General features: G+C 45.6%; 21 protein-coding genes. 17 read left to right on the top strand and 4 right to left on the bottom strand.

The genetic code is table 11. The annotated features are described in order from the left end of the window. Positions 1 to 395: 395 nt before the first annotated feature. The 5 genes from MHB43_RS29990 (at position 396) to MHB43_RS29970 (ending at position 5853) form a co-directional block, all read left to right on the top strand. The gene (locus MHB43_RS29990) at positions 396 to 1280 is read left to right on the top strand and encodes an ABC transporter ATP-binding protein (protein ID WP_339180090.1); all 885 of its coding nucleotides are present in this window, start codon (positions 396 to 398) and stop codon (positions 1278 to 1280) included. A gap of 93 nt (positions 1281 to 1373) precedes the next feature. After that, positions 1374 to 2186, top strand: a complete 813-nt coding sequence (locus tag MHB43_RS29985; RefSeq protein WP_339180088.1) for a (2Fe-2S)-binding protein — start codon at positions 1374 to 1376, stop codon at positions 2184 to 2186. Positions 2187 to 2338: 152 nt separating this feature from the next. Further along, the gene (locus tag MHB43_RS29980; protein ID WP_062836886.1) at positions 2339 to 2818 is read left to right on the top strand and encodes a glutathione peroxidase; all 480 of its coding nucleotides are present in this window, start codon (positions 2339 to 2341) and stop codon (positions 2816 to 2818) included. A 519-nt stretch (positions 2819 to 3337) separates the two neighbouring features. Further along, the gene (locus MHB43_RS29975) at positions 3338 to 4699 is read left to right on the top strand and encodes an FAD-dependent oxidoreductase (RefSeq protein WP_091012820.1); all 1362 of its coding nucleotides are present in this window, start codon (positions 3338 to 3340) and stop codon (positions 4697 to 4699) included. Between the two features lie 302 nt (positions 4700 to 5001). After that, positions 5002 to 5853 (top strand): formate/nitrite transporter family protein, encoded by an 852-nt coding sequence (locus MHB43_RS29970; protein WP_339180085.1) that lies wholly within the window; start codon positions 5002 to 5004, stop codon positions 5851 to 5853. Between the two features lie 58 nt (positions 5854 to 5911). Here MHB43_RS29970 and MHB43_RS29965 read toward each other — a convergent pair whose 3' ends face one another. Then, positions 5912 to 6187 carry a hypothetical protein gene (locus MHB43_RS29965; RefSeq protein ID WP_221825523.1) on the bottom strand — a complete coding sequence of 92 codons (276 nt, stop codon included), beginning with the start codon at positions 6185 to 6187 and terminating at the stop codon, positions 5912 to 5914. A gap of 738 nt (positions 6188 to 6925) precedes the next feature. On the opposite strand from MHB43_RS29965, the gene MHB43_RS29960 reads away from it, so the two are divergent. After that, complete coding sequence (locus tag MHB43_RS29960) at positions 6926 to 7216, top strand: AbrB/MazE/SpoVT family DNA-binding domain-containing protein (RefSeq protein WP_339180083.1); 291 nt, start codon at positions 6926 to 6928, stop codon at positions 7214 to 7216. A gap of 145 nt (positions 7217 to 7361) precedes the next feature. Here the strand turns inward: MHB43_RS29960 and MHB43_RS29955 are convergent, their stop codons facing one another. Further along, the gene (locus MHB43_RS29955) at positions 7362 to 7775 is read right to left on the bottom strand and encodes a hypothetical protein (RefSeq protein ID WP_339180081.1); all 414 of its coding nucleotides are present in this window, start codon (positions 7773 to 7775) and stop codon (positions 7362 to 7364) included. Positions 7776 to 8079: 304 nt separating this feature from the next. Here MHB43_RS29955 and MHB43_RS29950 point away from each other — a divergent pair, with 304 nt between their 5' ends. Both MHB43_RS29950 and MHB43_RS29945 read left to right on the top strand, forming a co-directional pair. Beyond that, positions 8080 to 8664 (top strand): RNA polymerase sigma factor, encoded by a 585-nt coding sequence (locus MHB43_RS29950; protein ID WP_221825519.1) that lies wholly within the window; start codon positions 8080 to 8082, stop codon positions 8662 to 8664. After that, on the top strand, positions 8633 to 9748 hold the full coding sequence (locus MHB43_RS29945; RefSeq protein ID WP_339180078.1) for a DUF4179 domain-containing protein: 1116 nt from the start codon (positions 8633 to 8635) through the stop codon (positions 9746 to 9748). Before MHB43_RS29950 ends, MHB43_RS29945 begins: the two co-directional genes overlap by 32 nt. Before the next feature lie 60 nt (positions 9749 to 9808). On the opposite strand, the gene MHB43_RS29940 is transcribed toward MHB43_RS29945, so the two are convergent. Beyond that, positions 9809 to 10138 (bottom strand): hypothetical protein, encoded by a 330-nt coding sequence (locus MHB43_RS29940; RefSeq protein WP_221825514.1) that lies wholly within the window; start codon positions 10136 to 10138, stop codon positions 9809 to 9811. 585 nt (positions 10139 to 10723) lie between these two features. Here MHB43_RS29940 and MHB43_RS29935 point away from each other — a divergent pair. The 9 genes from MHB43_RS29935 to MHB43_RS29895 all read left to right on the top strand — a co-directional run bounded on the left by MHB43_RS29935 (position 10724) and on the right by MHB43_RS29895 (position 23734). Further along, positions 10724 to 10903, top strand: coding sequence for a zincin-like metallopeptidase domain-containing protein (locus tag MHB43_RS29935; protein ID WP_397376305.1), 180 nt, complete (start codon positions 10724 to 10726; stop codon positions 10901 to 10903). A gap of 620 nt (positions 10904 to 11523) precedes the next feature. Beyond that, on the top strand, positions 11524 to 13587 hold the full coding sequence (locus MHB43_RS29930) for a molybdopterin-dependent oxidoreductase (protein WP_405130951.1): 2064 nt from the start codon (positions 11524 to 11526) through the stop codon (positions 13585 to 13587). 185 nt (positions 13588 to 13772) lie between these two features. Beyond that, complete coding sequence (locus tag MHB43_RS29925) at positions 13773 to 14996, top strand: MFS transporter (protein ID WP_405132485.1); 1224 nt, start codon at positions 13773 to 13775, stop codon at positions 14994 to 14996. Positions 14997 to 15279: 283 nt separating this feature from the next. Then, positions 15280 to 16827 (top strand): response regulator, encoded by a 1548-nt coding sequence (locus MHB43_RS29920; RefSeq protein ID WP_405130950.1) that lies wholly within the window; start codon positions 15280 to 15282, stop codon positions 16825 to 16827. Between the two features lie 333 nt (positions 16828 to 17160). Continuing rightward, on the top strand, positions 17161 to 18021 hold the full coding sequence (locus MHB43_RS29915; RefSeq protein ID WP_235193717.1) for an ABC transporter permease subunit: 861 nt from the start codon (positions 17161 to 17163) through the stop codon (positions 18019 to 18021). Between the two features lie 15 nt (positions 18022 to 18036). After that, positions 18037 to 18906 carry a carbohydrate ABC transporter permease gene (locus tag MHB43_RS29910; protein ID WP_036667808.1) on the top strand — a complete coding sequence of 290 codons (870 nt, stop codon included), beginning with the start codon at positions 18037 to 18039 and terminating at the stop codon, positions 18904 to 18906. Between the two features lie 27 nt (positions 18907 to 18933). Then, positions 18934 to 20583, top strand: a complete 1650-nt coding sequence (locus MHB43_RS29905) for an ABC transporter substrate-binding protein (protein ID WP_405130949.1) — start codon at positions 18934 to 18936, stop codon at positions 20581 to 20583. A gap of 92 nt (positions 20584 to 20675) precedes the next feature. After that, entirely contained in the window at positions 20676 to 22451 is a 1776-nt protein-coding gene (locus tag MHB43_RS29900) for a sensor histidine kinase (protein WP_339305977.1), read from the top strand. Continuing rightward, the gene (locus tag MHB43_RS29895) at positions 22430 to 23734 is read left to right on the top strand and encodes an ABC transporter substrate-binding protein (protein ID WP_405130948.1); all 1305 of its coding nucleotides are present in this window, start codon (positions 22430 to 22432) and stop codon (positions 23732 to 23734) included. The genes MHB43_RS29900 and MHB43_RS29895 overlap by 22 nt, the downstream gene beginning before the upstream one ends. Positions 23735 to 24065: 331 nt before the next feature. On the opposite strand, the gene MHB43_RS29890 is transcribed toward MHB43_RS29895, so the two are convergent. Next, on the bottom strand, positions 24066 to 25778 hold the full coding sequence (locus MHB43_RS29890) for an ABC transporter ATP-binding protein (RefSeq protein ID WP_339180054.1): 1713 nt from the start codon (positions 25776 to 25778) through the stop codon (positions 24066 to 24068). Positions 25779 to 25980: the final 202 nt, after the last annotated feature.

Genomic DNA, 25980 nt, shown 5'->3' with positions numbered 1-25980 from the left:
ATGTGAGATGACCTTGAACTTGAATTTCAAGGTCATCTTTTTTTGTTCCACATCCCGGATATAGCAAACGCATGAAAATAAATCAGTCATTCACAATTCGGACACAAAATTTGCGATTCAAGAGTTTGAAAGAAAGTCAGAAGTGATAAAGTGCGCGGAATGAATGAGAAAAGATCTCATGTGTACTTGAGAAAAGAGGGCGATTTCTGCTATAGAAAGACCAAATAAAGCACAAAAAGAGAAGAAAATTTGGTTTTTTATGTTGACAAATGATAATGATTATCAGTATCTTTAGTGTAGAAGATATTTGCGTCGGAAATACACAGAATTACAATTTCGTTTTTGTTGCCATAGCCGGATTACATAACCGGGATAAATGAGAGAGGGATGATCGCATGTTTCGTCTGGAGACGACCAAGCTGGATATCGCTTATGAGGAAAGATTAATTGTAGAGGATCTGAACATTCAGATTCCCCAAGGAAAAATTACAGCACTTGTTGGAGCCAATGGTTCAGGGAAGTCAACCATCCTGAAAACGATGGCACGTATTATGGCTCCAAAAGCAGGTAACGTATTGCTCGACGGGAAGTCCATTCATAAACAATCCACGCGTGAAGTTGCCAAGCAGCTTGCGATTTTGCCACAGAATCCAACAGCCCCTGAAGGTCTTACCGTTACTGAACTGGTATCGTATGGTCGCTTTCCTTATCAAAAGGGATTTGGCTCCATGCGTGCGGAAGACAAACGCATGATTGAATGGGCTATCGAAGTGACAGCCATGACTGAATTCCATGATCGTCCGATTGATCAACTGTCCGGTGGACAGCGTCAACGTGCCTGGATTGCCATGGCACTTGCACAAGAAACAGATATCCTTTTCCTGGACGAGCCGACTACATTCCTGGATATGGCTCACCAGCTCGAAGTATTGCAATTACTGGAGCAACTGAATGCCACAGCCAACCGTACCATTGTTATGGTTGTCCATGACTTGAATCATGCTTCCCGCTACGCACATCACATGATTGGTATCAAAAAAGGTAAAGCCATCGCTCATGGTTCACCTGTGGAAGTTATGAATTCGGATGTACTTCGTGAAGTATTTAACATTGAAGCAGATATCGTGATTGATCCACGCTCCGGTGTACCACTCTGCTTGCCTTACGCTCTTGCAGGCGAACGTCAGCAATCGAAGACGCCAGAGCAGAAAGTCATGAACAGTGCGATGGTTCATGCTGGAGGACGAACAGAACCACGTGTTCAAGCGACAGGAAGTTAACGAAATGGGCCATATGTGGTCCTTACATTATAGAATGAAGCCGCTGTGCATAATGCACGCGGCTCATTCGCATTCATGGGAGGTTTGCAACCAATGGGAGCAATCAACTACACGTGGTTAGAGCAATATGGACGTATAACGACCGGTCCGGTTAACGAACCGGTTTTTGGCATGCCTTTGACATTGTTAAGACATCCGGAGAACGCAAAGCTTATGCTCGAAGTCTATAATAAGCACCTGCGTACAGATTCTCTTCGCTCTGCTGCTGTATATTTCATGCACTCTGTTCGCGGTTTAGTGCTCGGTATTCATTACTTGACATCTATGTGTGATGCATCGCTGAATATTTCGTTGGAGAATATCCATTTGCAGTTGGAGGTTCAGGAAGGGCGTCCTGTAATCCATTTTCAGATTGTGGATGCAACCGAGTATGCCCATCCTGGTTCAGTCGACAACGGTGGTGGAGATGTATCTATCTCGCGGAATGAATTACTTACAGCATATTACGGTGAACAACTACGCCCACTGATTGAGGGGGTGGCCCTTGCGGGAGAAGCAAACACGGGTCAGATGTGGGCACAGTTCGCATCCATCCTGAGATGGTTCAAGACGATGGTGGTAAAGATGGACATTACAGAATCGGAACGAGAAGCTGTAATTCAGGGATATGAGCATGTCATTGCCATGCCACCGGAGATTCTGGGGTTACGCAAGAACTTGCTGTCATTCAAACCGGTCGAGATTGCTAATCCCCATCAACCTGGAGAGACCATGCTGATGAAGCCGACATGTTGCCTGCACTATCAGGTGTACGGTGGTCAGAATTACTGTTACAGCTGTCCCAAACTGACCAAGGCCGAGCGGCAAGAGCGGTATGATGCAATTGTGGCTGCCAAGTCAGGTTGAAGTGAGTCGGGAGCAAAGGGATATGGGTAGATCCGAGATTTGGTAATCGCATCCGATCAGGTTTATAATAATAAGACAGGCTGTAGGTTCATTGGTTATGCCAACGTGCTCGCAACAGTCCAAACCAACATATGTCATGGGAGGAATCAGTCATGTCCGTATATTCATATCAGGCGGTAACTACCGCGAACCAAGAAGTCTCACTGGATCTGTATCAAGGTAAGGTATTGGTCATTGCCAATACAGCCAGCAAGTGTGGACTGACCCCGCAATACGGTGAATTGCAAAAGCTCTATGATCGTTATCGCGATCAAGGCTTGGTTGTACTTGGTTTCCCTTGTAACCAGTTTGGAGGGCAGGAGCCAGGTACAAGTGAGGAAGCCGAATCATTTTGCCAGATTAACTATGGTGTGAATTTCCCGGTGTTCGCCAAGGTAGATGTGAATGGTGAGGAAACACATCCTCTATTCCAATACCTGAAGGAGCAACAACCCGGCGTAGGCGAAACAAGCGACATCCAATGGAACTTTACCAAGTTCCTTGTTAACCGTGAAGGTGAAGTGGTAGGTCGTGTTGAACCGAAAGAATCCCCGGAGACCATGATTGCAGATATCGAGAAATTGCTCGGTTAATACATGAACGTTGAGAAGCCTATCCTCGTATAAACGAGGATAGGCTTTTTTGATTATTTTATATACGCAGATTTATTCTCTTCACAGGTAGGAGTTGGCTCCATGAAATCAACTCTCTGTAATGAAAATTGAAGCCATTTATTTTTTGTACAACTAAAACATGAATGAAAGGCACGCTTCTAACTTTATGCGTCCATACAGGGATCGCGGAAGCCTTTGCATAGCATAAATCGACCCGAATCCGGGGAAAATGAAATCAATAAAATGAAGGGAAGAAAAGCTGAAGAAAAGCTGAAGAAAAGCTGAAGAAAAGCTGAAGAAAAGCTTGAATACAGGGAAATGACTTCTTTCGACAAACTTTTTTTGCTCAACCTATTGCAATGTGAAAAAGATCACATTATAATGAGTGTGTAAAGTGAAATTAATCACATACACAGTATCGATTAAGAAGTGAAATATTTCACAACCATAACAACCTTATATTCAAACTCATTTATATATTTCGAGGAGGAACTTTTAATGAAAATCGCAGTTATCGGATGTACACACGCAGGGACCGCAGCCATCGTAAATACCGCCAAATTGTACCCGGATGCTACCATCACCGTGTATGAGCGCAATGACAATATCTCCTTCCTATCTTGTGGCATTGCGCTCTACGTAGGTGGGGTTGTGAAAGACCCTGACGGTTTGTTCTATTCTTCGCCCAATCAATTGGCAGAGCTTGGTGTTGAGACCAAGATGCTTCATGAAGTAACAGCAGTAGATGCTAAGGGCCATACCCTTCAGGCTAAAAACCTGCAAACCGGGGAAGAATTTGAAGATACGTTTGACAAACTGATCGTGACAACGGGTTCATGGCCTGTCGTTCCGAAGCTTGAAGGCATTGAGATGGATAACATTTTACTTTGCAAAAACTACAATCATTCCAACACGATTATCGAAAAAGCCAAAGATGCCAAACGTGTTACCGTTGTAGGTGCAGGATATATCGGCGTAGAACTGGTTGAGGCTTTCCAGATGAACGGCAAGGAAGTTACCCTGATCGACAGTGTGGACCGTATTTTGAACAAATACCTGGACCCTGAATTCACGGATGCGATCGAAGATACGTTGACTGGACGCGGCATCAAGCTGGCTCTTGGTCAGACGGTACAGAAGTTTACTGGAGAAAATGGCAAAGTGACCAAGGTGATCACGTCCAAAGGTGAGTTTGAAACCGATCTGGTTATTCTGTGCATCGGCTTCCGTCCAAATACAGAGCTGCTCAAAGGCCAAGTGGATATGCTGCCAAACGGTGCGATCATCGTGGATAAATATATGCAAACCAGTCAAAAAGACGTCTTCGCTGCGGGTGACAGCTGTGCTATCCATTATAACCCTACAGGCAAAGCATCTTACATTCCACTGGCGACTAACGCTGTGCGGATGGGTACACTGGTAGCCCGCAACCTGGTTCGCCCTACGACACCGTATATGGGTACACAAGGAACATCGGGTATCAAAATTTACGAGCAAAATATCGCGGGTACCGGGATGACGGAAACATCTGCTGCTGACGAAGGTCTGATCGTGGAATCCGTGGTACTGGAAGACAGCTACCGTCCGGAGTTCATGCCTACGGCTGAGAAACTGTTACTCAAAGTGGTATATGAGCAGGCTACTCGTCGAATTGTCGGAGCGCAAGTAATGTCACAGGTTGATCTGACTCAATCGATTAATACGATCTCGGTCTGCATCCAAAACAACATGACCGTAGATGAGCTGGCCTTCATCGACTTCTTCTTCCAGCCACATTACAACAAACCGTGGAACTTCCTGAACACGGCGGGTCTGCAAGCACTGCCTCCAATAGAAGTAAAAGCACCAGCAATGGTGTAAGGAAGCAGAATAGATGTTGATATAAAATACTGAACCATAAAATGCACAAAGGCTGGCGAGCATATCGTCAGTCTTTTTTTGTATATCTGTAATGGAGGTGTAAGTAACATGCACGATATCCCTTGCTGTCAGAGTCATTCAATGACAAGCATGAATAACGACTTTTATACATAACATTGTGATAATTTGCACAAAGTTTTGTATAAGACCAAGATACAATTAGGATATGGTATTCAACGCATAACTAATGAATTTTAGATGGTCTTATCCAATGATGAACAATGAAGGAGAGGATGAATGATATGGCAGCAAAAACACCTCTTGAGGTTGCACAATATACGGCGCAAACAGGAATGAAGAAGGCACAATATCGGGACTCTTCTGTACTGGTGCTCAGTTTTCTGGCAGGGGCTTTTATCGCGCTGGGTTTTCTACTGGATATTCGGGTAATTGCTTCTGCGCCAGCAGAGTGGGGAAGTTTGGTTAATTTGATCGGTGCGGCGGTATTCCCAGTTGGATTGATTATGGTGCTCATTGGTGGTGGCGAGTTGCTGACGGGAAATATGATGGCTGTTCCACTCGCGACAATTGCACGAAAATTATCCGCGGGCAGCATGTTGAAAAATCTGACGTTAGTGACGATTGGTAACTTTGTTGGAGCTTTGTTTGTCGCGTATGCGTTTGGACATGTGCTTGGTCTGACTGGAGAGGGTGTATATCTGGCGAAAGTGGTGGATATGGCTGGACATAAGCTGCATGATGGATTCCTGCAGGCTTTTATCTCCGGCATCGGCTGTAACTGGCTGGTTGCGCTGGCCGTGTGGTTATCCTATGCATCCGATACGATGAGTGGCAAAGTACTAGGCATTTGGTTTCCAACGATGGCATTTGTGGCGATTGGATTCCAGCACGTTGTGGCCAATATGTTCCTCATCCCGGCAGCAATCTTCGAAGGACATTATTCGTGGGGTCAATATGTGATGAATTTCATTCCGGTATGGCTCGGGAATCTGACTGGAGGAGCTTTGTTTGTAGCTGCAGCCTATTGGGTGGTGTACCTGCGCCAAGTTGAGCCGAAAGTGAAGCCAGAGATAGCAACGTCGATCGAACCTGTGGAGACGGAGGCTAGAGCGATGTGGAGCAAACAAGCATAGAGGGCATTGCGTAGCATGTGTGGACGTAGGTCGTCCCCAACTGCCAATTAAATTTTTATTATTCAAAATATGAATTCATTGTTGCCCACATTCGATTGTACTCGCTTCGTACCGCTGAGAATGCACCGGGCTTTTCAGATTTATTGTTTGAATTTGGCTCAAACGTTAAATATTTATTACGTGATTTGCACTCATAGTTTTTGCTATTTATAAGGAATTCAATTCTATCTTTAAATGGTCTGTCTAATAATTTAACCACCATAATGTCTCCAGTACTGGTGGTTCTAGCAGGAAAATAAATCAAAAAGTAACCTTGTTCAAATCGGTACTCCATAGCACTTACCTCCATTCGAATATAGAATTTATTGCTAGTTAACTAAACCATCAAAAAGTATCTATACATCAATTATACATGATGAAGTTAGTGCATAATATTATTGTTTTTATCACCAATTTAGAGAGTTAACTGGACTCATTTGTGTACGTTACGGAAGGAAATAAAGTTTCACTATGACGATGATTAGGATGGGATTGCGTTCGATAAAATTATATCGGCGCGTACATGAATCCAAAAATTACAATTACAAATAAGTTCTAGGAAAAGGGCATTCCTGGATTATTGGGAACGCCTTTTGTGTGTCCTGTTGCAACCTAGGCTTGGTTTAAACAAGCCTAGACTAAGGGAAGGATTTCGGATCAGGAAGGGCTTCAGCTTCTGCAGGAGGATCGAAGGAGTGTTTATACCAATCAAGAAGACTAGGGCAAGAGCGGCCACCTAAGAGCCGCTACGCACTGCTGGGGGGTTACTTGGCCCGATACCTAGAGCGCCTAAGCCGTCCCGGCCAAGGCGCTTTAGGTTCCTGTGCCGCGCTTCACACCCCGCACTGAGCCTTAACAGATATTAAAGACCACCAACGTTCGTCTTTTAAGGCAATTTGGATGCTTGGCCAGCTCCTGCAGCTTGCCTATTTTTGTTCAAAACCCGAACATTCCATAGATAACATTATCTTAGTATCCGATAGAACTATAAATAATATGGTACAATAAGGAAAAAATAGGAGAGGAAACGGTGATGAAAAAAGATAAAGATACGGGAATGGTATACCACATAGACGCACTTGGACGTATTGTATTGCCTATTGAACTGAAGCATAACCTGGGGATCGAGCATGGAGATCCAATTGAATATTTTTTTGATGATCTACGCATAATTTTGCGGAAGTATAGAACATGTGAATGTACATTTTGTTCCGCAACGGAACAACTTACCTACTTTAAAGATTATTTCATTTGCAGTTCATGTATAAAAGAAGCTTTAGGGTCTGCTTGCTGCTACGTAGGGAGAGGAACGAAAAGCTTCTAAAAAAGAAGTGGTTCCTTCCATTGAAAAAAAACGACAGCCCCCAAGCGACCGGCATGCTGCTGCTCTCTTCGATCCGGACGAGATTCGCGCAGCTCCCACCCAGGACATCAGGACATGAGCTGAAGACGAGATCCATGCAGAACAATTAGAAAGTATCGAAAGATTTTGAAATATCATTGCGATACTTTTCGTGAACATCCGGGATAGGCCAAGGCATATTAATATGAATTTGTATGTTCAACTTCACCCACCGAGCAAATTTCTTGTGCACCTCTGTTATGTTCAACACTGCGATAAGATAAGCACTTTGCAACCCCGGAATATCTACCCCTAGAATAATTTCCATCAAATGAACGATTTTGATTTTAATTAAATCTTTCTTTTCTTCATGTTCGTACATCCAATCACGATGGATTTGCATATTTCCTTTACCATAAATGGTGAAATGAATGCCTCGGTCCGAATCGTGAATGAGCCCTTTTCCTGGTTTCTGCGCATTGCAGGCCTTCTTTAGGCTCCTCTGTGCGGGTTTGGTTGCGTATAATTTGCTTCGAGCCACTGGGCAAACTTTGCTGCAGGACCGGATGCTCCGGCACAAACGATGGTCAACCGCAGGCTTTATATGACCTCGTCAAGCTAAATAATAAGTAATACATAATCGAGCAAGGACTTGGTGTAAGACAAGCTCTATTTCCCTGTGTCTGAAGGCAAACAAATCTACTCCCCCTACTAATCACACGAATCGCTGCAAGCAAAGAGGAGGGAGATGGCAGTCAAAAGTATTTATAAAATAAAGAATAGCTAAGTGTCACAAATTGAAGTTTCCAATTGTTATATAAGTACACGGAAGGAGGCGATATCAATTGACTTCTGAACATCCAGACAATATTGACAGTGAGGAAATTGATCAAGTAATTCAGCAAATAAAGAAAGGCGATACTGATAAGTTCAGAGTCATCATTGAGAAGTACCAGAGGAGAGTTTACCTCTATAGTTATTACTTACTGAATGATAAAGAACAAGTAGATGACGCAGTTCAAGATATTTTCATTAAAGTGTATCAACATATTGGTGACTATACTAAAACAGTTTCTTTTTCTGCTTGGATTCACAAGATCGTTTATAACCACTCTATAAATTTAAATAAGAAGAAATTCAGAGATTATCAACTGCTTCTTGATTTTCAATATTTAAACAAAGTTTCATCCACTAATGAAAACCAGAAAAATTACATTGATGTGTTATTACAACAGCTTAATTTCAATGAAAAATACATTTTACTATTACGGGCTGTAGAGGAGTATTCTTTTGATGAGGTGGGCCATGTACTTAACATAACTGCAGCAAATGCTAGAAAAAAATATGAACGTATTCGAAAAAAATTAAATAGACACAGAAATGGAGGTTATGAAGAACATGAAAAAACACTTGGAACCACAAGAGGATGAAGTAATAAATAAAATTCGTGAAATGGATCCAAACAAGGATTTCTCAGATATCATTATGACAAAAATTAAAGAACAAAATATAAAACCTATCACCACTATTGAAAGGAGAATAAAAGTGAAGAAAAGGGTTATTGCTACAACGGTTGCTGCTAGTTTAACGCTGGTGATTGCAAGTGGATTTGTGTCACCTACAATGGCTGAATCTTTGCAACAAGTTCCTGGGGTAAAGAGTATCTTTAAGCTAGCAGGAGACTTAGGGTTAAGGGTAGCAGTTAAAGAGAATTTAGTTAACTTCCCTAACGTAAGTGCATCAAATGAAAACATATCTTTGGTAGTACCGGAAATTATTTATGATGGGACGAGAGTTTCCTTGAGCTTAGAGCGAAATCCAACAAGTGAATTATCAATCTCAAATAATCCATTAAAAAAAGATATTAAAAATATAAGTCTATTGATTAATGGTGAAGATATTCAATCTTTTGGTCCTGATAATTCAAACGACATTGGAGTATTTCAATATGCCGGTGTTGATAACAATTCAGTTATCCTTGAATTCTCAGATTTACGTAACCAAGAAGGGAAAATACTGCCTAATTCCTTTGATCTGACTTTGAATGTTGATCTTAAAGGAGAAAGCAAGCCTTTATCTATTGAAGTCCCTGTTGAGAAAAATGCCACAGACGCTTTTGTGACTAATATTAATGCGACAAAGAAGTTTGAAGATTTCACAATAAAATTTCAGAAAGTTGAAATTACACCAGTAACAACGAATCTATCAACTGTTTTGAGTTTACCAGAAGGAGAGGCGTATGATCCACTTACACTTAGCTTAGCCTATGATGTTGTCGATTCAGATGGAAACAGTCTAAAGTTACTTAGTTCTAATGAATGGCATGAAACGAATGGGAACGAGTTGACCTCAGATATTCGATTCCAGCCTTTTAATACAATACCAGACAAAATAACAATCAAACCTTACATTATTGAAATTAATGAGAATGGAACATTTAAACAGGATCCAAACGGTGAGGTTTTAAAACAGTACCTAACTAATCTTGAGGTAGAAGTTCAAATTAAAAAGTAATTATAAAAAGGTCAGTAATTGGGTTACCCCAATTACTGACCTTGATTAAAAAACTATGCCTTATTTAGTTACTACAAATGTGTACACTCCGTTGAGTGCACCATTAGATTTGTATGCTGCTACCTGCGCGGTACCTTCGCCGATCATAGTAGCTTTGCCACCCGAAAGACTTACCACATTGGAGCCATATAAGATAGTAAAAGAAGAGCCTGTCATGAAGAAGTCGCTACCCACAGTAGTACGAATTGTAGTATCCATTGGAGTAATGATTGAACCACCGATTGTAGTAGATTCAGCTTGAACAGCTGGAGCGGCTGAAACCGGAACGGTTCCTAGTGTGAATGCAAGAGCTAGGGCTGGTACAGATACTGCTGCTAATAATTTTTTCATTTTGTCGAAGTCTCCCTTTTAAAAAAATAATGTGTAGTACTACAAATGTATAATTCGACCTCGATGTCCAAATTCATCCTTTAAAAGTGAATATTTTCTAATTTTGTTATGAGAGACCATTTTGTTTCGCAAATTGATTCGAAAGCGAAAGAAGTATTTTGAGGAAAAAGGAATAGATGTTATCTGGTTTGTTGAAGATCGAGAACTGAGTATAGATTTAAAGTTTCGGGTATTGTTTCGATGGGAGTCTGAAATTAGATCTTATTTCAATCAGCAAACACCAGGACAAACTTATTTACACAAAAATCTAAGAAGTGTAGAAAACAGGTGTTTATTCCCGCAGTTCACCGTCCCTAAATCCCAAGCGCCCCCGGATAAGCCGTCCGGGGGCGCTTGGGATTCTTAACGGAACCAGCAGGGAAGCTAAAAACTTGGGGCAATGCTCATACATCATGGGCATTGCTTCGCTCCGTTTCACTCCACTTCACAATACCCACCATGTACTACGAAGCAAATAAAGAACCATGACTCCATTACGCTTCGCTTCATTCCTTCACCGTTCCAAAAAACCGTCCGTCTGGTCGTGTGTTCTATCGTCCAGTTGACGATATTGTGAGGGTGCTACCTATCTGTAATTTCAGTAAAACAGAAGAATATTACAGCACATTATTCCACGAGCATGTACACAGCACAGGCCACGATAGCCTTCAAGGATTAAAGAACTTGCTGCCTTTGGAGATGAAAACTACAGCAAAGAGGAATTAGTTGCCGAAATCGGGGCGGCGATGCTTTTCGGTGTAGCTGGTATTGATGGAGAACAGCACGGCTTATGTGGGCAGTTGGATACGTAAGCTTAAAGATGATAAGAAGTCTGTCGTACAGGCCGCGGGGCAGCAGAAGGCCTATGGCCAACTTAAATTTAGAGCCAAAACCGAACATGAGGGCATAAAGTCTTTTTTCTTTTTTCATTTAGAGACGTGGGATGGATGCATATGAGGGAGGGTAACAAGACACCGTCACACTGCCTAACGAATATGCTGTGACGGAGAAGGTCGGGATCGTTTTTTGTATGGGGTCCTTGTTGGAATTCAACGCAAAGCAAATTCGCCATGACAAGGTTCGGGGGAACGAAACCTGTTCATGGCGAATTTCGGGAGTGGTCCATGATATGGCATGAGGAGGAAGTGGGGAAACACTAGCCTAATGCCTTATTTTTAATTTACCCTTGAATTCTGAAGTTGAATCAAACGACAAAACATTTTTTTGAAAATAATTTGAAGCTGCTATAGCGGCGAATATTAGGCGAAAATATACTGTTCTCTTTACGTGATAACCTCGAAGAAGATATGATATAGGGATAGCTTTTAAAGAGGGGGAGCCATACGATGATCGATCAGGAGAATGGTATATTTGCGGCGGTGTGCCCGCTCGACTGTCCGGACACTTGTGGTCTGTTATTACATAAAGAGAACGGCAAAATTGTGAAGGTGGCAGGTAATCCGGATCATCCGATCACCAAGGGTGCCATCTGTAATAAAGTTAGAAATATGACTGAGCGGGTGTATCACCCCGAGCGTCTACAATATCCGATGAAACGTGTAGGAGCCAAAGGTGAAGGCAAGTTCGAACGAATCAGTTGGGATGAAGCGATTCGCGAGATTACGACCAAATTCACTGCATTGTCCGAAACTTACGGCCCGGAGAGCATCCTGCCCTACAGCTTCTACGGTAATATGGGCATCCTTGGTGTCGACGGAATGGACCGACGTTTCTTCAATGCGCTAGGTGCGAGTGTCCTGGAGCAGACGATATGTAACTCGGCCGGAAATACTGGCTGGAAATATACGATGGGTGCCAACCGGGGCACGGTGCCGGAAGATACGGAGCACGCGGATCTCATTCTGGTGTGGGGTGGCAATATCGTCAGTACAAATATGCACCAGGTCGTTTTGGCGGAGAAAGCCCGCAAGAAAGGTGCTAAGATTGTCGTCATCGACGTTCATCGCAATCGTACGGCTCAATGGGGCGACTGGTTTATTCCGCTGTACCCGGGCACCGACAGCGCACTGGCGCTGGGTTTGATGCATGTGCTGTTCGAACGGGGGCTGACGGATGAAGCGTTTATGCAAAAGTATACGGTGGGTCATGAGGCACTGCGTGACCATGTCCGCAGTTACACCCCTGACCGCGTTGCACGTATTACGGGCGTGCCGGAGGAAACGATTGTGGAGCTGGCCGAACTATATGGCAACGCACAGGCAGCCCATATTCACATTGGCAATGGCCTCCAGCACCATGATAATGGGGGGATGAACGTGCGCAGCGTTGCATGTCTGCCTGCCATTACAGGGCAATGGCTGAAGCAAGGCGGCGGTGCCGTTCGCACCAACAGTTATGCGAGCACGAATAGCGACGCGCTCGAACGTCCGGAGCTGCGGCAGAATCCGGAGCCGCGAGTGGTGAACATGAACCGGATTGGTGAAGCGCTGCTGGAAGCGGAGCAGCCAATCCGGGCTATGATGGTTTACTGCAGCAATCCATTGGTGGTGGCACCGGATACCGAGCGGGTGGAGCGAGGTTTTGCACGGGAAGATTTATTCACGGTTGTGCATGATCTGTTCATGACGGATACGGCGAAATATGCAGATATCTTGTTACCAGCTACGTCTTCATTTGAAGCGACGGACCTGTACACCTCTTATTGGCATCAGTATGTTCATCTGCAAGAGCCGGTGATTGCACCGATTGGGGAGAGCAAGAGCAATGTGGAACTGTTCTCACTGCTTGGGCAGGCTATGGGGTACGATCCTGCAATCTTCGGAGAAACGCCGGAACAGATGATTGAGGACGCACTTCAGGGCACAGGCAACCCCTACATGAATGGAGTCACGTTGGAGGGACTGAAGGAACATCGATTCGTGAAGCTGGATATGACGCCACATGCTGCATATCTGGATCAGCTGCCCACGCCTTCAGGCAAAATCGAATTGTACTCAGAGACAATGGAACAGAGAGGGCTTCCGCCGCTCCCTACCTATAGTGCTCTGGTTGAAGGATATGATGGAGAGAATCCGGCTGGACCTGCCGATACCTATCCATTGATGTTCCTATCGCCGCCAAACCATAATTTCCTAAACTCCACCTTTGGTAATTCAGCCAAACATCAGCGTTTGGAAAAGATGCCTCTATTGCAAATGCACCCCGAGGACGCCATCCGTAGAAACGTGGAGGATGGCGATGCAGTGGTCGTATGGAATGATCGCGGGCGCATCGAACTTACCGCCAAGGTGAGTGACGCCATGTTGCCAGGAACCGTCATCAGCCAAGGCTTATGGTGGGATGGTGACGGCAAGAAGCAGCGAGCGAATTCACTGACGTCCAATCGGTTGTCGGACATGGGGAACGGGGCTACCTTCTTCTCGGCCACTGTCGAAGTGAAGCGTCAATGAGTGTGCTTGCAGCGTCAATTTTTTGAGGTAAGATGAAACAAAGGGTCGAACTTGAGCAGGATCTAAAGAGCAATAGATGTAACACTTCCAAAGTCCTTCGCTCTGGCTGGTTATGCCGTCAGGGCAAAGGCTTTTTTGGTATGTTAATACGTTTTTATGGTACTAAGGAGAATGGATTAGAGATGATGAGATGGCTGGATAACTATCCAAAAGAAGTGAGAATATTTTTATTAGCAAGTCTGGTTAACGCAACAGGCAGTGCCTTGATGTGGCCGCTGACCACCATGTATGTGTTTGATGAGCTTGGACGGACGATGGCCAACGCGGGTTTTGTGATCCTGATTCAGTCCCTGGGTGGCATCTTTGGACAATTGCTTGGTGGTTCGTTGTACCATCGGGTGGGTGTGAAGAAGCTGATCATTGGTTCACTGGCGCTTAATGCGTTAGGTTTGTTTGCGCTGCCGTGGATTAGCGCGTATTGGGTCGTATTTATATGTGCGATGGGCTGGATTGGTCTGTTCAGTTCATTGTCGCTGCCAGCGATTCAGGCCTTTATTGGTTTCCGGTTTGCGGAGCGACGCGGTGAATTATTCAATATTATCTATGTGGCGAACAATATCGGGGTGGCGATTGGTACGGCGCTGAGCGGTTTTCTGGCTGACTTTTCCTATCACCTCAGCTTTGTACTGAACGGGGTAACCTCAGCTGGATTTGCAATTTTCTTCTGGTATTATCTGTCGCGGATTGAACCGGATCAGGGGGAAGTACATCTGACGAAACGTAAAACCGTTCCCGATGGGCCAGGAGTCTGGGCATTGCTGGGCAATACCCGATTATATCTGTTTATGAGCTTGGGCGTGCTCTTCCTGTTATTCGGTAACTCCATCTGGAACACAGGTGTGTCACCCTATATCATTTCTGAGGGTATGGAAAAAAGAATGTACGGTCTGCTCTGGACCCTGAACGGGGTGCTGATCTTTGTAGGCCAACCCTTCACCAGCTGGGTGAAACGGACCATGGCCCGTACCTCCACTGCCCAGATGACGGCGAGTGCGGTATTCTATGGCATGGCCTACATTGTCATGATTACCATGTACAGCTATCCAGGCATGGTGCTTGCAATGGTACTTGCCACGTTTGGGGAGATGTTGATCTCCCCTGCAACACCTGCGTTTATCTCGGAGCATGCGGGCAGGGCGGCGCCTTTTTACATCGGGATATCGGGTGGAATCGGTGCGGTTGGACGGGTTATCGGGCCCTATGCGATGGGGGTCATGTATGACAAGCAAGGACTTATCCCTGTAGCTTGGTTGGCAACAGGCACAGCAGCGATTGCGGTAATTGGTTTTGTACTGCATGCGGTGTTGAACCGTAATCGTGAAGTGAAGGAGTATGGGATGGATACGTAATGATGTACCAGAATTACTCCGTCCGTACCCATACCCTGATGATGTTATAAAATGAAGCGAGGCTAACCTTCATCCCCAGTACCGGGTGAAGGTTGTTTTGTCTTTACAGAGACTAACTCCAATAGCCGTGCCAGCGAATGATTTTTCCGATGAGATGACTCAGGAATGTTCAGAAATCAGACTTGTTAGAGTGCATTCACATGTCATTCAACGTTCTCCCCTCTATTTGTGCATAATGCCCATATAATAGATGGAACTGGTTAAAGGCAGGGGGATGCATACGATGTACAAGGTTTTGCTGGTTGATGATGAATTTATGATCTCGGACGGGATCTCTAGTGTGGTGAACTGGTCCCGATTAGGAACAGAACTGATCGGCATTGCTCAAGATGGATTGGAAGCGCTTGCTTCAATTGAACGGCAACGCCCGGATATCATCATCTCGGACATCCGTATGCCGGGAATGGATGGGTTACAGCTGGTTGAAGCAGTGGCGGAGAAGTATCAGGATATCTCATTCATCATGCTCACGGGTTTCACCGAATTCGAATATGCGAAGACGGCCATGCAATATGGGGTGAAGCACTACTTGCTCAAACCCTGCAGTGAAGAGCATCTTGTACAGGCTATTAGTGAATTGGTCAGTGAGAAGCGGGAGTTGACCGATCAGGAGCGTTTTGTGCAGTCGATCCAATATAATCTGGAGCGTGTACTGCCACATGCCAAGGAATATTTTCTGAAAGAGCTAGTCACGAACAGAACATACGGGGTCAAGGAATGGAAGTATTTCGAGGAATTATTCGATGTACAGTTTCAGGATCAACGTGTGCGGTTGCTACTGGTAGAGATTGAGGGGGATCATGAGTATTTGCACTTGTTCGCGGTGAAGAACATTGCCGAAGATATTTTTCACAATTCAATATTAAGTGCCACGGTTGGGGGGCATGTGCTACTAATCATGGAGGACAAGTTGTCTGAAACGCAGTTGTTCCATAATATCGATGAGATTCGCGCCACATTTACCCGATATTATCATGATGATCTCACGATTGCGCTGAGCGAGCCAGGAGATCTATCGCAGGCACGCCATTTGTACATGCAGACGCTGGTCTATCTCAATTACCGCTTTTACCTCGGTGAGGGCAGTCTCATTATGGAGCGGGATGTCTACTCTCCCGGGGAGCACACCCTTCCCGAATTCGAATACGATCCGGAGCGGATGGTTACTGCAATCAAGGCGGGACACTGGCAGGAAGTTGGATCAGAGCTGAACCGGATGTTTCAGATGCTTGCCAGCTTGCGATACGATATATCCCAAACGAAGTCCTATCTTATTCAGATGTTTATGGAGATGATTCGACTCAGCGGCTCTGCCGAGATGAAAAGGTATATGGATCAGTTGCCAGGCATGATTGAAACCAGCACGCTGCATTCTTTTCAACAGTTTCTGCTTGCCGTCGCCAAAGAAATCACCCTGCGCCGCTACGAACAACACCGCTCCAGACAATCGCAGATGGTAGGCAGTGTGAAACAGTTGGTAGAGAAACGCTACAGGGACGAGACACTGACACTCCAGTCCATCGCCGGGGAAATATACATGAATCCAGACTACATCGGCAAAATGTTCAAAAAAGAAACCGGTGAGAAATTTACGAACTATGTGTTAAGCTACCGCATCCGTAAAGCGTTGGAGCTTCTGGAGCAGGACGGGAACTACACTGTATCCTCGCTTGCTGAACAGACAGGGTTTGGCGCCAACTGGCCGTATTTCAGCAAAATGTTCAAGAAATACACGGGTTTCTCCCCTTCCGAGTATAAAAAAGTACCCTAAGACAGCGTTGCTGTCGCTTCTACATAGCTAATCTTTATATTCCGATCTACATCTAATCTGTGATCGGGCCCTGTTTGCCATTCATCGGCAGCAGGGTCTTTTTTTGTCGGACAGAACTCGGTTTTGAACATCCATTTACCGGAAATGAGCATGGGAAGAAATGGTGCTCGATTCTATCATTAGAAGTGTCATGTTAGTGAATGAACATCGAGAGTGGAGGTTGAGTGGATGGAGCTGAATCGAAGCCGGGAGATTGAACCTGGGCGTTTGAAGCCAGCTGGCAAATGGAGTTCGGTGAAAAAGGAACTTGTCCGCAACAGATACGTTTATCTGATGCTCGTTCCTGTGGTAGCCTACTATCTGATTTTCAGCTATGGGCCAATGTACGGGCTACTGATGGCATTTCAGGAATCCTACAACCCGATCAAAGGAATTTTGGCAGGCGAATGGGTTGGATTTGACAACTTCACCATGTTTTTTGAAAGTTATTATTTCTGGCGACTGATTAAGAACACACTGATTTTGAGTTTTTACAGTATTGTATTTGGTTTCCCGGCTCCGATTCTACTAGCACTGCTGCTGAATGAAGTCCGGAAGAAGTGGTTCAGAGGTGCAGTACAGACCATTAGTTATATGCCGCATTTTATTTCGGTTGTTGTCGTGGTTGGAATGTTGAAAACGTTCTCATCTCTGGACGGTGGGTTATTTAACGTCATTCGTGACTTTTTCGATCTGCAGCCGATTATGTTTCTGGCGGAAAAAGATATGTTCCGTCCGATGTACATCCTGTCCAACATATGGCAGGGCGCAGGCTGGGCCTCGATTATCTTTTTGGCAGCACTAAGTGGTATTGATCCTCAGTTGTATGAGGCTTCCAAAATTGATGGCGCAGGCCGCTGGAGACAGCTGTTACATATTACGCTGCCGGGCATTATGCCCACGATTGTGATCATGTTAATTCTGCGTATGGGGGCGGTCATGAATGCGGATTTTCAGAAAATATTGCTGATGCAAACGGCACCGACCTATGAGACATCGGATGTCATATCCACCTTTGTATATCGATCCGGTATTTTGGAAGGGAACTATACGTACTCAACCGCCATCGGACTATTTAACGGCGTCATTAATTTCGCGCTGCTCATTATCGCAAACGCGATCAGCAGAAAGCTTAACTCAACCAGTCTATGGTAATCGGAAGGTGAAGCGATGAAACAGTCTATAGGGGAACGACTTTTTGATGTATTTAATACACTGCTGCTCTTGGTGATCATGGTTTTATGCTTGTACCCGATGCTGTACGTGTTCAATTCTTCAATCAGCGACCCGGACCAGATGCTGCGTTCCCGTTCACTGATGCTCATTCCTGAAGGTTTTCAGCTGGGAGCGTACAAGTCGGTATTTCAGGATACTCGCATCTATACGGGATATATGAACACCTTGTTCTATGTTGTGGTGGGTACAGCCATCAATCTGCTCATGACTTCACTGGCTGCATATGGGCTGTCACGTGGTGATCTGATGGGCAGAAAAACGCTGATGAAATTAATTACGTTCACGATGTTTTTCGGCGGGGGCATGATTCCAACTTTTCTGCTGATTCAGAATCTGGGCATGGTGGATACCCGCTTTGCGCTTATTATTCCGGGTGCCATCAGCACATTTTATTTCCTCATTATGAAAACAAACTTTGAGGGCATTCCGATCAGTCTGATCGAATCAGCGAAGCTTGATGGCGCCAATGACTTTCTGATTTTGTTCCGAATTGTACTGCCTTTGTCAAAGCCAATCCTGGCGGTCATGATGCTGTATTATGCGGTTGACCATTGGAATGATTATGTTGGACCGATGCTCTACCTGCGCAGTCAGGAGTTATATCCGATCCAGATTATTATGCGTGATATTCTGATCAGCAGCAGTACAGAGGCCATGGGTGCGGGCGCCGATACCGGCTTTGCCATTGGAGAGAACATCAAATATGCGACCATTATTATCTCCACGCTGCCGATTATGCTGGTATATCCGTTCATCCAACGTTATTTTGTTCAGGGCGCTCTAATCGGCGCTGTGAAACAATAAAAAATGTATCCTATGGAGGCGAATTACGTGAAAAAAAGAATGGGGTCCATCCTGTTGTCATCGCTACTTACCATGACTTTACTGGCGGGCTGTACGGGGGATAATGAACCAGGTAACGCAGAACCAGCAGAAGGAACAGAACCTGCCGTTCAGGCGTTGACCGAGATTCCGCTACCGATTACAAGTGAGCCATTTACCATCGACTACTGGCGCGCCAATGATGCCAAACTGACAGCTTCCTTGAACAATTTTGGCGATATGGCAGCTTACAAGGAAAAGGAGAAGCTGACGGGCATCCAAGTGAAGTTCACACATCCTCCGCTTGGACAACAGCGCGACCAGTTCAATCTGTTGATCTCTACAAAGGAGCTGCCGGACGTCATTTATTATAACTGGGCGGATGCCGTTGGCGGACCGGAAAAAATGATCAAGGACGGTCGCATCATTCGTTTGAATGAACTGATCGACAATTATGCACCGAACTTAAAGCGGATTATTGAATCCGATCCGGATGTGAAGAAACAGATTGCACTCGACGATGGCACAATCTATATGTTCCCGCTGCTGAAGCTGGATGCATTGAAGCTGAATGCCACTTCCGGTTTAATTATGCGCCAGGACTGGCTTGATGCATTGAACCTTAAGGTACCTACCAATATCGATGAGTGGTATACGGTACTTAAGGCATTTAAGGAACAGGACCCTAACGGCAACGGTAAGCCTGATGAGCTTCCTTTCACCGGAAACTGGGGGCCGGGTAACCTGACCAAGCTCCATGATTTTGCAGCGGCCTTTGGCGTGATTGGTGGCTTCCAGATGAATGGAGACAAGGTGGAGTTTGGACCGATTCAGCCGGGCTACCGTGATTTCTTGGAGACCATGGCCAAGTGGTACAAGGAAGGGCTGATTGATCCTGAGATCATGACCAATGACGGGAAAGCGTTTGACTATAAGGTTACCAGCAATCTGGCCGGCGCATATCAGGGTGGTGTATTCAGTGGCATGGGGAAATACTTCAATCTGATGAGAGATACCGATCCGAACTTTAACGTAACCGGCGTACCGTGGCCCGTATCTCCGGATGGAACTTCTTATGCTACCTTCAATCTGGAGAATAAGGTACTAAGTTATGGTGAGGCCATTACGGCATCCGCAGACGAAGACAAATTGAAATATATTGTTCAGTGGATGGACTACAACTATAGCGACGAGGGTAGTGATCTGTTCAACTTTGGTATCGAAAATGACAGCTATGTTCGTGACGGGGAAGGTGTCAAATTCACAGATACCATCATTAATAATCCGAACGGTCTGACGTATGACCAGGCACTGGCTTCCTATGCCTTATCCATTATGGACGGTCCGATCAATCAGGATAGTCGTTATCTGGATGCATTATTATTTGATGACGGACAGCGTGCCGCGAATGCGGAATGGATGAAAGCAAGCTCAGCATTAACGCTTCCCCCAATTCGTTTGTCAACAGATGAGGTAACTACAAGTACATCCATCATGAGCCAGGTGAATACGTATTTGAATGAAACGATGACTGCCATCATTAGCGGACAGAAGCCGATCACCGAATTTGACAAGATGGCCGAAACAATCAAGAGCATGGACATTGACCGGGCGATTGAGGTTCATCAGGCGGCCTATGATCGATATCAGTCCAAATAATACGTGAGAAATCGAGCGCTAAAACTTTGGGAAAACCTTCCTGCATGTGATATACCTAGTAGTATCACGTGGTTCAAAGGAGCGCTTTGGTCATGACAGCCTACCGTAAACTCAGCATCAAAATGAAAATGTTTCTGATGATTATGTTCATGATGGCGTTTATCATCATCCTGGCGTTTGGGTCCTTGTATTATACGTATTCCGTTTATGACAAACAGCTGTTTGATAAGTCGTCCCGACTTCTGAACCTTTCTTCGTCTACAGTGGATGTTGAACTTCAGAAGTTGGAAGCGTTATCATTAAACATGATCTCCGATACTCAGATTCAAAGAGCCTTGAAGTCGTTGCTGGATGACGATAGCGCATATTCAAGCTTTATTGAACGGAAGAAAATCACGGACCGGTTATGGGAGCATATTAGTGGGGCTGCACGTTATGTGCAGTCCGTTCATCTGATTGATTCCAGGGGAAGAGTGAATAAATATGGCGAGACACTAACCGTATCCCAGGAAAAATATGATCGGATGATTGCGGCTGCGGAGCAGGCCAATGGTGCAGTGCGCTGGTTATACCCGGATGACGATGACCCGATGCTGGTTATGGTCCGTCAGGTGCGAGCCTACGAACCGATGACCCTGGAACCGGTAGGCATACTGTTTCTGCGTATTAATATCGAGCGACTCGTTGAGGAGTATGCGGGCATCGATAGCCAGGACAGTGACATTATTTTAAAAGCAGGCAGTGATGTGGTGTATCCTTATCGCCAGCTTCCAGAAGCGGTGTCCGCGGGGCTGAATCCACTTCCAGGCAGTGGGGGATATGAGATCAAAAATCTGGATGGGAGGGAGATATTTCTTTCCCAGAAGAAATCCGCCTACACCGGCTGGGTTTACTATAATATGGCCTCTTATGATGAGATTTTTGAACGTATTATATGGTTGAAAAATATACTAATTGTCGTTTATCTTATCGTCATTCTGGTTGTTCTCGCACTTGGTATGGTGTTCACACGCAGTCTGACAAGGCCAATCCGGCAGCTCATCAGTCAGATGAAGGAAGTGCAGTATGGCGATCTGGAGAATATAGACGCCAATCTGTCCATTCCAACACACCAGCACATGGATGAATTGGGATTACTACAGCGAACGTATCGAATGATGATTACACATATTAATACATTGATCAAAGAAAATTATGCAAGCCAGCTGGTCATTAAGGAAACGGAGTTTAAGGCGCTGCAGGCGCAGATCAATCCCCACTTTCTGTATAATGCACTGGACTCGATCCATTGGCTCGCCAAAAAGAACAGGCAGGAGCAAATCTCCAGTATGGTGCTGTCACTCGGATATTTGTTGCGTTCCTCCATCAGCTTCAAACAAAATATCATTACCATTGCCGAAGAACTGGAGATCGTCAATCATTACATCACCATTCAGACCTACCGTTTCCGGCAACGATTGGATTTCCGTATGGATGTGCCTGCTTCCTATCTGGGTTGTGCCATTCCCAAGTTGACCCTACAGCCACTACTGGAGAATGCCATTCAATACGGTTTGGAACCACAGGTTGGATCATGTCTGATTCGAGTGTATGCCGAAATATCAGGTGGCAAGCTGGCCCTGATCGTGGAGGATCACGGTCCCGGCATGGAACCCGAATATGTGGAACAGGTGCTGCGCGGTGAAGTGAAAACCAGAGGCACAGGTATTGGTCTGCTGAATATCAGGGAGCGGGTGCGTCTGGCTTTTGGCGAAGAATATGATGTTCTGCTGGAGAGCAAGCCGGGGCGTGGAACGAGAGTAACGGTGCTGCTGCCACCCCCATCACCAGGTAAGGAGGAGAAGCTATGGGAAGATGGATGCGAATGATGGGCATGCTCTGTCTTATGCTGACTCTTCCTGGCTGCGTGAACCAGTTGGATCAAAGGCCAGGCATGATTGTGGAAGAAGAGCCGATAACGCTGCGAATCGCTTGGTGGGGTGGGGAGTTCCGCAACAATGCAACGATAGCTGTTATCAACCTGTATGAGAAGTTGAATCCACATGTGAACATCGAATACGAATATAGCAGTTTCAACGAATACTGGAGAAAACTCGCCCCACATGCAGCAGGCAATGCGTTGCCCGACATTATCCAGATGGACATCTCCTATCTGTCCCAGTACAGTTCGCTGCAACTGTTGGAGGATATGACGCCGTACATGCAGAGCGGGCTGATTGACACGACAGATATTGAGAAGGAACAGTTGGAGAGTGGTAGCCTGAATGGAAAAACCTATGGTCTCAGTTTGGGGGTTAACGCCATGCTCAGCATCTATGATCCGGAAGTGTTAAGAGCCAATGATATTGAATTGCCAACGGATACGTGGACATGGGCGGATTTTGACCGGATGGGCGAGCAATTGCTCGGGAAAGGCATCTATTTGGGAACCTATTTTACACCGGAACAGTTTTTCGCGTATTACTTGAGACAGTATGGTTCCAAGCTATACGCCGAGGATGGCAAGAGTTTGGGGTATGAGGATGATGGGTTGTTTATTGATTACTTTGGCAGGATGCAGCAGCTCGCTGAGAATAAGCTTATTTTTGCACCGGATATCTGGACATCAGATATTGGCCAGCCTGATAACGACCCGTTTTATCTGGGAGAGGCTTTGTTTAGCTGGGGGTATTCCAACCAATTTATCAGCACCGCTCAGCGTTATGGCAAACCCTTAACCATCTCCCCAATGCCTGGGCCAAACAGCCAGGATGGATTGTTCTTGAAGCCAGGCATGTTTTTCTCCATGGCGGGCAATTCCAGACATAAGGAGGAGGCTGCCAAGTTTATCAGCTTTTTTGTGAATGATTTGGATGCCAATCTGCTGCTCAAAGGGGAGCGGGGTGTGCCCGTCTCATCCAGTGTCAAAGAGCGGATGAAGCTGGTGATTGAACCGGAGCTGGCGCAGGTATTTGACTATATTGATTGGGTTGCCGATAACAGTAGCCAGATGGACCCGCCCGATCCTGTTGGTGCGCCCGAGGTTACTGCGGTATTGCGTGAGTTGTATGATCTGCTGTTGTTTGGCAAAATTACGCCTGAGCAGGCGGCGGTGGAATTTCGTGAGCGAGCAAATGCCATTCTGGGTGGGGAGTTATATAAATTGAACTAAACGCCATTTACACTTGCCACTTCGATGACAGAACAACCTTCTGATCGCTGTTATCCCCAGATTTTTTTGGATTTCCTTTTTCAAAGGGTAAAATCCGGGGATAAAGGCGAAGCATATGCTTCCGATGCAGCTTTCTTTCAGAAAGCTTTTAGCTCCGCTTCTTCAGGTTATTTCTGTCCTCTGCGTTCTCGTGTAAATATGTAGTTCAATTTATATAACGAATAGTAAATATAAAACAACCTTCACTCTAGGACAGAGGGAAGGTTGTTCTGTTGTTGTGACCATGTGTTTAAGCCTACAAACCACTTGGTTTCACTTTTAAGCCCTGCCTTTAACCAAACTGGGCTTGATGTAGTCGGCTGTACGAGCCTTTGCGCGCGAGTAGTTCTTCATGGCTGCCTTGTTCAGCTACGCTACCGTTCTCCACCACCACGATGCGATCGGCGTGTCTTATGGTCGCCAGTCGATGGGCAATCACCAATGTTGTACGACCTTGAGCCAGCTCGGACAAGGCCAGTTGAATGGCAGCTTCTGTTTCGGTGTCGAGCGCGGAAGTGGCTTCATCCAGAATGAGAATAGGTGGGTTTTTCAGGATCATTCTTGCGATAGATAGACGCTGCTTCTGTCCGCCGGACAACTTCACGCCACGTTCACCGATCATGGTGTCCAGTCCATCTGGCTGGGATTGTACCAGCTCTTCCAGTTGGGCCCGGCGAATGGCTTGCCAGATTTCTTCATCGGAAGCATTCAGTTTGCCGTATGCAATATTTTCGCGAATTGTTCCGTCAAACAGGAAAATATCCTGCTGCACAATTCCGATATGGGAGCGCAGTGATTCCAGCGTCATGTCCTTCACCGGAATGCCATCGATGGAGATATGTCCCGCATCCACATCATAGAAACGTGGGATCAGACTGCATAGCGTCGTTTTCCCCCCACCCGAAGGTCCGACCAGAGCAACCGTCTGGCCTGCCTGGATATCCAAATTGACCTGAGACAGTGTAGGTTTGTGTTCTCCATAAGAAAAGGTAACGTTATGGAAAGCAATATCGCCTTTGACATTCGGAATTGGTTTTGCCTGTGGTGTATCTTCTACATCCGGTACAGCTTCAAGCAGCTCCAGGTAACGTCTGAATCCGGCGATGCCTTTGGGATACGTCTCGATGACGGAGTTAATCTTCTCGATCGGTCCGAGGAATACATTGGACAGCATCACAAAAGCGATGAATTCCCCGTAGGTCATACTGCCTTGAATGACAAACCAGGTTCCACATACCAGTACAAAAAGTGATACAAATTTCATCAGGATAAAACTGAGTGAAGAGTTCCAGGCCATAATGCGGTAGGTGATTAGTTTTGTAAGCCGGAAACGTTCGTTATTCTCAACGAAACGTCCTACTTCATGTTTTTCATTGGCAAAAGCTTGTACGACACGGATGCCGCTCACATTGTTCTCGACCCGTGCGTTATAATCGGCGATATCCGCAAACATACGCTTGAACGCTTTGGACATTTTGCGACTGAAATACAGCGACAGGTAGATCATCAGCGGCACGATGATGAATGTCATCACAGCGAGCTGCCAGTTGATCCCCAGCATAATCCCGAAAGCTCCGGCGAGTGTCATGAGGGCAATGAACAGGTCCTCGGGTCCGTGATGCGCGATCTCACCAATATCCATCAGATCGTTGGTCATGCGGGAGACCAGATGTCCGGTCTTATTGTTATCGAAGAAGCGGAAGGACTGTTTCTGTACACGCTGGAACAGTTCACGCCGCATATCGGATTCGATGTTAATGCCAAGTTTGTGGCCCCAATAGGTCACTGCATAATGGAAAAAGGAACTGAGCAGGTAGATGCCGAGCAACCCAACACACGCCGCTAAGATCATGGACCAATTGCCAGCCGGAAGCAGCTGATCGACCACTCGGTTAACGGCGAGTGGAAAGGCCAACTCCAGCAGTGCGGCGGCAATGGCACAGGAGAAGTCCAAGATAAAGAGCCTTTTGTAAGGACGATAATAAGACATAAAACGGCGAAGCATATGTAAGTCCTCCTCGATATGACACAAATGCCCGAACAGGCTAATTAGGGCGTGTCTCAAAACTCGTTGAAGTGCATCTTTTACCGCCTTTTCGCCCCCTGCTGCGTCACTTTCCCTTGACGTGCCCCGGCACGCCTGCGGAAAACTTTCTTGCTTGGAACGAAAATTCGGCAAAATCTGCTTCCTTCGGAGTTTTCAGACG

The organism is Paenibacillus sp. FSL H8-0317, from assembly GCF_045040685.1.
Taxonomy (GTDB): domain Bacteria; phylum Bacillota; class Bacilli; order Paenibacillales; family Paenibacillaceae; genus Paenibacillus.
This window is presented reverse-complemented; position numbering and strand designations above follow the sequence as displayed.

Bases quoted from the DNA above. Each gene is read 5' to 3' on its own strand.
- MHB43_RS29990 (WP_339180090.1), top strand. From the start codon at position 396: ATGTTTCGTCTGGAGACGACCAAGCTGGATATCGCTTATGAGGAAAGA.
- MHB43_RS29985 (WP_339180088.1), top strand. From the start codon at position 1,374: ATGGGAGCAATCAACTACACGTGGTTAGAGCAATATGGACGTATAACG.
- MHB43_RS29980 (WP_062836886.1), top strand. From the start codon at position 2,339: ATGTCCGTATATTCATATCAGGCGGTAACTACCGCGAACCAAGAAGTC.
- MHB43_RS29975 (WP_091012820.1), top strand. From the start codon at position 3,338: ATGAAAATCGCAGTTATCGGATGTACACACGCAGGGACCGCAGCCATC.
- MHB43_RS29970 (WP_339180085.1), top strand. From the start codon at position 5,002: ATGGCAGCAAAAACACCTCTTGAGGTTGCACAATATACGGCGCAAACA.
- MHB43_RS29965 (WP_221825523.1), bottom strand. From the start codon at position 6,187: ATGGAGTACCGATTTGAACAAGGTTACTTTTTGATTTATTTTCCTGCT.
- MHB43_RS29960 (WP_339180083.1), top strand. From the start codon at position 6,926: ATGAAAAAAGATAAAGATACGGGAATGGTATACCACATAGACGCACTT.
- MHB43_RS29945 (WP_339180078.1), top strand. From the start codon at position 8,633: ATGAAAAAACACTTGGAACCACAAGAGGATGAAGTAATAAATAAAATT.
- MHB43_RS29940 (WP_221825514.1), bottom strand. From the start codon at position 10,138: ATGAAAAAATTATTAGCAGCAGTATCTGTACCAGCCCTAGCTCTTGCA.
- MHB43_RS29930 (WP_405130951.1), top strand. From the start codon at position 11,524: ATGATCGATCAGGAGAATGGTATATTTGCGGCGGTGTGCCCGCTCGAC.
- MHB43_RS29925 (WP_405132485.1), top strand. From the start codon at position 13,773: ATGAGATGGCTGGATAACTATCCAAAAGAAGTGAGAATATTTTTATTA.
- MHB43_RS29920 (WP_405130950.1), top strand. From the start codon at position 15,280: ATGTACAAGGTTTTGCTGGTTGATGATGAATTTATGATCTCGGACGGG.
- MHB43_RS29915 (WP_235193717.1), top strand. From the start codon at position 17,161: ATGCTCGTTCCTGTGGTAGCCTACTATCTGATTTTCAGCTATGGGCCA.
- MHB43_RS29910 (WP_036667808.1), top strand. From the start codon at position 18,037: ATGAAACAGTCTATAGGGGAACGACTTTTTGATGTATTTAATACACTG.
- MHB43_RS29900 (WP_339305977.1), top strand. From the start codon at position 20,676: ATGACAGCCTACCGTAAACTCAGCATCAAAATGAAAATGTTTCTGATG.
- MHB43_RS29895 (WP_405130948.1), top strand. From the start codon at position 22,430: ATGGGAAGATGGATGCGAATGATGGGCATGCTCTGTCTTATGCTGACT.
- MHB43_RS29890 (WP_339180054.1), bottom strand. From the start codon at position 25,778: ATGCTTCGCCGTTTTATGTCTTATTATCGTCCTTACAAAAGGCTCTTT.